At 59.6% G+C, this 5246-nt stretch carries 5 protein-coding genes; 2 read left to right on the forward strand and 3 right to left on the reverse strand.

Features of this window, described 5'->3' with window-relative positions; genetic code table 11:
• Positions 1-271: 271 nt before the first annotated feature.
• The gene (locus J2X42_RS23215) at positions 272-1039 is read right to left on the reverse strand and encodes an SDR family oxidoreductase (RefSeq protein ID WP_310168484.1); all 768 of its coding nucleotides are present in this window, start codon (positions 1037-1039) and stop codon (positions 272-274) included.
• A gap of 98 nt (positions 1040-1137) precedes the next feature.
• Complete coding sequence (locus J2X42_RS23220) at positions 1138-2577, reverse strand: sugar porter family MFS transporter (RefSeq protein WP_310168485.1); 1440 nt, start codon at positions 2575-2577, stop codon at positions 1138-1140.
• Between the two features lie 432 nt (positions 2578-3009).
• Between J2X42_RS23220 and J2X42_RS23225 the strand changes: the two genes are divergently transcribed.
• Positions 3010-3537, forward strand: coding sequence for a cupin domain-containing protein (locus J2X42_RS23225; RefSeq protein ID WP_310168487.1), 528 nt, complete (start codon positions 3010-3012; stop codon positions 3535-3537).
• A gap of 34 nt (positions 3538-3571) precedes the next feature.
• A complete protein-coding gene (locus J2X42_RS23230) occupies positions 3572-4066 on the forward strand; it encodes a hypothetical protein (RefSeq protein WP_310168488.1) in 495 nt (164 codons plus the stop codon).
• A gap of 226 nt (positions 4067-4292) precedes the next feature.
• On the opposite strand, the gene J2X42_RS23235 is transcribed toward J2X42_RS23230, so the two are convergent.
• Positions 4293-5030, reverse strand: a complete 738-nt coding sequence (locus J2X42_RS23235; protein WP_310168490.1) for an IclR family transcriptional regulator C-terminal domain-containing protein — start codon at positions 5028-5030, stop codon at positions 4293-4295.
• Between the last annotated feature and the right edge of the window lie 216 nt (positions 5031-5246).

Below are 5246 nucleotides of genomic sequence, written 5' to 3' on the forward strand. Positions count from 1 at the left end.
GCCTCACCGCCGGCAGCAAAGCGCGCCAGGAGCTCGCCGGTGGACGGGGTGGTGGTGGTCAATGTCTTTCCCGACACGGCCGGGACCCTCTGTCCGTCGATAAAGAGGTGGTGCACGTCGCGGGACAGGAAGTCCTGCACCTGCTCGATCAAAGCGAAGTTCTGCTCGGTTACGGTCATGACTTTCCTCTCAGATGACCCTTTGACATTGCGTCAAACAAAATGAAAATCTCTCTTCTGATGGGTTTCCGGCCGTCGGCCGGACGGCAACGTCAAATTCCTGCTGTTTGGCCACCGTCAATGACCATTGCGTGACCGGTTGCAAATGAACCGAGATCAGAAGACAGCCAGAGTACGGCCGAAGCGATCTCCTCGGGGCTGCCCATCCTGCCGACAGGTTCCTGACCGATCACGTGGGCGCGTCCTTCAGGCGTGCCGCCGGAAAATCTGTCCATCATCGGTGTTTCGATGATGCCCGGGCAAATAGCATTGACCCTGATGCCCTGCGCGGCGTAGTCGAGAGCCGTTGACTTTGTCAGGCCGATCAGTCCATGCTTTGCGGCGACGTATGCAGCCTGGCCCCGGATCCCGATGACGCCCGCGCCTGATGAGGTGTTGACGATGGAGCCACCGCCGTGTTCGAGCATTGCAGGGATCTCGTACTTCATGCACAGGAAAGCGCTACTCAGGTCGATGCTGATAATTCTCGACCATTCATGCTCGGAGATGTCGACGAGGGGTGCTGCGGGTTGTTCGATACCGGCGTTGTTGAATGCGACATCAAGGCGACCAAACTGCTCAACGGTCTGGTTGATGGCGGCCTGGATGTCACTGGAAGAAGTAACATCGCATTTAATGGCGAGTACCTTCCCACCATGCTTGGCAGCGAGTCGAGCGGTCTCGTCATTGCCGACCGTATCGATGTCGGCCAGTACTACGTTGGCGCCTTCGGTCGCGAAGGCCAGCGCCGTGGCCCGGCCAATGCCGCTGCCGGCGCCGGTCACGAAGGCAACCTTTCCGGCGAACCTGGGTTCAGTCATCTTAGGTATCACTTTCTGTCGTAGGGGTGAAGTTCGGTGCCTGCCGTTCCGGCGGCCGGATGGCAGGCACCGAAAAGAGTTGTTCGGGCGGTGCCTTGTTACCGGCGTTCAGTAACCGCGCCGCTGTATCGGTCACGTAGTTCGATCTCAAGCTCTTCCAATGTGCGTCCTTTGGTCTCCGGGATGTAACGGAACGCGAAGAGTGCCGCCAGAACGTTGAGCACCATAAATCCGGAGAACACGGCCACAGAGCCGAACTGCTCAGCGAGAATCGGGAAAAGGAACGAGATGAGCGAGTTAGCGATCCACAGTCCGCCGAGGGCAGCGCCCATGGCGAACCCGCGGATTGGTAAGGGGAACAATTCGGAGAGCACGAGGAAGCCCGTGGTTCCAAGGAAGGTCACCATGAACGCCGTCACCAGGAGCATGAACAGCAGGATCAGGTACGAACGCAGGTTCGACTCGGGCAGCAGGTAGGTGAAGAGAAGTCCAAGGTGCGAGGCTGCAACGCCGCCGAACCCGAGCAGCATCATCTTGCGACGCCCCATTAGCCCGAGAATCCACATACCGATCACCGTGAAGACAATCATAGCGATTCCGACGGTCACTGAGGCGAGCAGCGAGGCGGAGCGTGTCAGGCCGGAGTCCTCCAGCACGGTCGGGGCGTAGTACATGACCACGTTGATGCCTGTGGTCTGCTGGGCGATGGCCAAGACGATCCCGACCAGGATCAAGCGCTTCATCCATGGTTCACTCCGGAGGGTTGAGAGTACGGAGACCTTGCCCTCGAGGTGGTCGGCCTTGACGATGTCCGTTATTTGCCTGTACTCGTCCTCCACCCGGTCTGCAAGATGTGCCCGTTGCAGCGTGCGCTTTGCTTCCGCCCACATCTGCTTGCTCGCATACCATCGGGGGGTATCAGGCAGGGCAATCATGCCGAGGAGGAGCCCGACGGCCGGAATAAGGGCGATGCCAAGCATGTAGCGCCACACGACGGTGTCGTTGATCAGGTTCGCAAGGACTGCGTTAATGACGAAGGCCAGGAACAGCCCGATCACCAGCATGAGCTGGTTAACCGTGACGATCCGGCCGCGCTGCGAGGCCGGTGCCATCTCCGCGAGATACAGGGGAACGACGACGGATGCGACCCCGACGGCGTAGCCGAGTGCGATGCGCCCGGCGACCAGGATGGCGATGTTGGGTGCCAGAGCGCATATGACCGTGCCGATTACGAATATCGCACCGGCAATGACCAGCGATTTCTTTCGTCCAATCCGGTCGGCAACTGGCCCACCCAGGAGCGCACCTGTGGTTGCGCCGGGGAACAGCAGCGACGTAACGACCAGGCCCTCGGTAACCGGGGTCAGCTGGAAATCCTCCTGGAGATACACCAACGCGCCTGCGATCACCCCTGTGTCGAAGCCAAATAGCAGACCGCCCAAGCTGGCAATCATGGTTAGCCGGAACAGGAAGGTTCTGGGGTCTTCCTGACCCTTCTTCGTCGTCAGGACCCCTGAAGAGAGTGCGTTATTAGACACAAGATCTCCTTAGTGCTTAGCCAGGGTGAGGGCCGGCATTCCACACGGGTTCGATCGACATTGTTCGTTCATGTGCCTTGCTACCTTAGATTTGGGTGTTCGATCGCGGAGGCGCGAACACTACAGTGTGCTGAACTGGTCCGTCTCGACGCGGGGTAAGCCACTTCGATCAAGATGACGGAGATGCTGCTTCTACCCACCAGCCGGATGAGCCGATGGATTGGCTGTGATGGTGCCCACAGTTCTGCGGGCTATAATTGACGATATCCTGTAATCTGGGACATAGTCAATATCAGGGGCGGCTGTGACCGCCACTCTGAGCTTCAGCAGCGACACCGAAAACGTTAAATAAAACGGGCGAGGGGTGTCGATGGCAAGGCTCACGACCCTTTGCGTTGAAGAACAAGAACACCACTGGAAAGGACCACCTTCATGGTTGGGGAACATCGAGAATTTCAGTCCCGCCTCATTGTGACCGGGCTGGATGACGACGGCCGGTCGACGTTTGTCAGCGACAGCTCGACGACTGACCGTCTTGTCGCCGACGGCTATACCCGGAACCACCTGTGGCAGGCGACGGAGGTGCCCACACCTGTCATGGCGCCGAACGGTCCAGGCGACGCCTCGATCATCCCGCCGCCTCCAGCCGGCTACAACTATGTCATCACTGCCTTTGCTCCCGACAGCGAATGGGATTACGAAGGAGGCTACGCGCGAATTCTCGCCGAGTCTGGCGCCGGCGATGCAGTCGACCCCACGGATGCCCCCGGCATGCACACAACTGACACGATCGATATTGTCACCATCATTTCAGGGGAGGCGATTGTATTGCTCGACACGGGCGAGACAACTATGAGACAGGGTGACACCATCGTTCAGCGAGGTACCAAACACGCGTGGCGGAATCGGACGGACAAGCCCTGTGTGGTTTCCGCGGTGCACATCAGCGTGATTCGGTGACGGCTTAACGAGCTCAATAACAAAGGAATGCCTTATGCAACGCGACAGTCCTGACTTGCCGCCTTCGGCCCGTCGAGTAATCGTGGGCGTCAACGGCAGCTCATCGTCCGTGGTCGTCGCGGATGATAGAAACCTGCCCTCTACCCGTCTCCCCAACGGAATTGTGCTGCAAGAGTTGTGGCAACAGCGAAGTATCCCCGCTGAGCCCAACGATCGACCGGAGCCCGACTGGACCTTGGGGCCGGCTGCGCCTGTGGAAGGAGCCGTCGTTCGGATCCTTACCGTGCCGGCAGGGCACGGCGACGAGTCGGCAAAGCCGGACCTGCATACAGACCCCTCTTTGCATGTGATCACGATGCTCAGCGGTGAACTCAATATCGTACTTGAGGACGGCGAGGTGATGCTGGGCTTCGGGGACTCGATCGTTTTGCGGGGCAGCATGCATGACCTACGAAACCTGAAGCAACGACCGGCAACGTTCGTCTACACCTCCTTCCCACTTGATAAGGGTGGGCTGAAGCACCACTGAGGACTTATGTCCAAGGCGAGGTTGTGCAAACGACGTTCTGTCCTGCCGCCCGGGGCCAAACCAGGCCCGCACTGATGACCGCCATGACCGGCGCACAACTCCCGCGCGCAAATAACGAGGCGCCCGTTCCCAAACCGCACGGCATGCTTTGGCGGTTTGTTCACACAGAGGAACAGACCATCAAGCGGCGTGTGCTCATGGGGCGGTGCTACCCCGACCTTCCGGCCTACGAGCCGTGCTGGTTCTCCTGTAGGCGTTGCGATATGGTGGATGCCGCCTGCGTGACGGCGATCACTGCGCGCGGGACGTCTACGTCGCGTCGGGTGTTCTCATCCCACGCGAAACCTACGCTGCCAAGGGCTGTCTTCTGATCGTTGAAAATGGGCGCAGCGAGACCATAGACGCCGGGGTTGAACTCGCCCTTGGTCAGGAGGAAGCCATCCTTCTTGATCTCACCCAGGGACTTCCTGAAAACTCTCCATGTGCTGCCTAGCCCTGCGTCCTCGATTTCGGTGCTGTGGCGGGGGTAGATGGCTTTCAGGCGGTGGTGGGGGAGATGTGCCAATATGACCTTCGACCCTGCGCCTTGAAACAACGGGCGACGCTGCCCCCGGCTGAACCGGTTGGCGGGGCTCAGCGGGGCCCGGGCCTCGCCGATGCACAGTACCGAATCGCGGAATGCGGTCAGCAGGAGAGCCGAGTGTCCGATTTTGTCCACCAGGTCTTCGAGGACGCCGTGGCTGGCCAGGAGTAGTGGGTCAGTTTGGCGTATCTGGAGGTCCATCTCGATGATCCGCGGGCCGAGGCTGTGATAGCCATTGCGCACGGCGGTGAGCAGGCCGGCGTCATGCAGGGTTTTGATGTACCGGTAGCCCGTCGACCTGGAGGTCTCCAGAGCCTCAATAATGTCCGCTGTCGACCAGACGGGTTCAGCTTCGCTGAACAGCTCCAGGACATTCAGCATCCTGGCCAGGCTGCCCGCAGCGTCTGGAGCCGGAGTAACCTCCTCAGCACCATTCAACCAACTATCTCCTCCCATGACGTAAGCTCCCGATTCACTTCCCTTAGTTTCGACGCGGCTCCGCGTGGTTAGAGCTGCATGTAGACGCTCTTGGTGTACAGGTAGTTGTCCATGTGTGCGGCGGTGCCTTTGTATCCGTAGCCGCTCATCTTGGTTCCG

This window comes from Arthrobacter sp. BE255 (assembly GCF_031457335.1).
GTDB lineage: Bacteria > Actinomycetota > Actinomycetes > Actinomycetales > Micrococcaceae > Arthrobacter.

Excerpts from the sequence above, each read along its gene's own strand:
- J2X42_RS23215 (WP_310168484.1), bottom strand. The coding sequence starts at position 1,039 with ATGACTGAACCCAGGTTCGCCGGAAAGGTTGCCTTCGTGACCGGCGCC.
- J2X42_RS23225 (WP_310168487.1), top strand. The coding sequence starts at position 3,010 with ATGGTTGGGGAACATCGAGAATTTCAGTCCCGCCTCATTGTGACCGGG.
- J2X42_RS23230 (WP_310168488.1), top strand. The coding sequence starts at position 3,572 with ATGCAACGCGACAGTCCTGACTTGCCGCCTTCGGCCCGTCGAGTAATC.
- J2X42_RS23235 (WP_310168490.1), bottom strand. The coding sequence starts at position 5,030 with ATGCTGAATGTCCTGGAGCTGTTCAGCGAAGCTGAACCCGTCTGGTCG.